The following is a 521-nucleotide window of genomic DNA, read 5'->3' on the forward strand; positions in this document are numbered from 1 at the left end:
CATCTTGCAACAACATTTCAACACGTTGCCGTTCTTTCTCGGCATGATTGCGTGCTTTTTCCAATTCCTGTGTGCGTTCTTTCACACGTGCTTCAAGGGCTATATTCTCACTATGAAGTAACAATTGATACATTTTTAAGGAGCGTACATCACGGTGAAAACGATTAATGACAAAATAAGCCGAAACAAAAGTACTTACGACAGAAACAATAGCCGCCAATGTTAAAGCAGCCCGCATAAGTGCGATGTTCTCGCGCTGTTTTTGCCGCACCACATCATCTCCATTAATAAAGCTTGTCATCAACTGGGCTAAACGCGCCACTTGAATCTTTGGAATTTCAGAGGAGAAAGAGGGTTGGGAAGATTGATCAGGAAGTGCATCAAGAGCAAGCATATGGTCATTCATAAAAGCTTTGCGTGCTTCGACCTCTTTTTTAAAAGCATTAAACCATTCATACCATTGCGGATGTGCGTAAACAATAAGTTCCGTATACTTGAGAATATCATCAAGACTACGAACA

1 pseudogene is annotated in these 521 nt (G+C 41.1%); it reads right to left on the reverse strand.

Going from position 1 to position 521, the window contains the following annotated elements:
• Window positions 1–521, reverse strand: a pseudogene (locus tag ACFIK8_RS13120) (sensor histidine kinase); the annotation flags it as partial.

The sequence above is a fragment of the Bartonella sp. MR168JLCBS genome, from assembly GCF_042194175.1.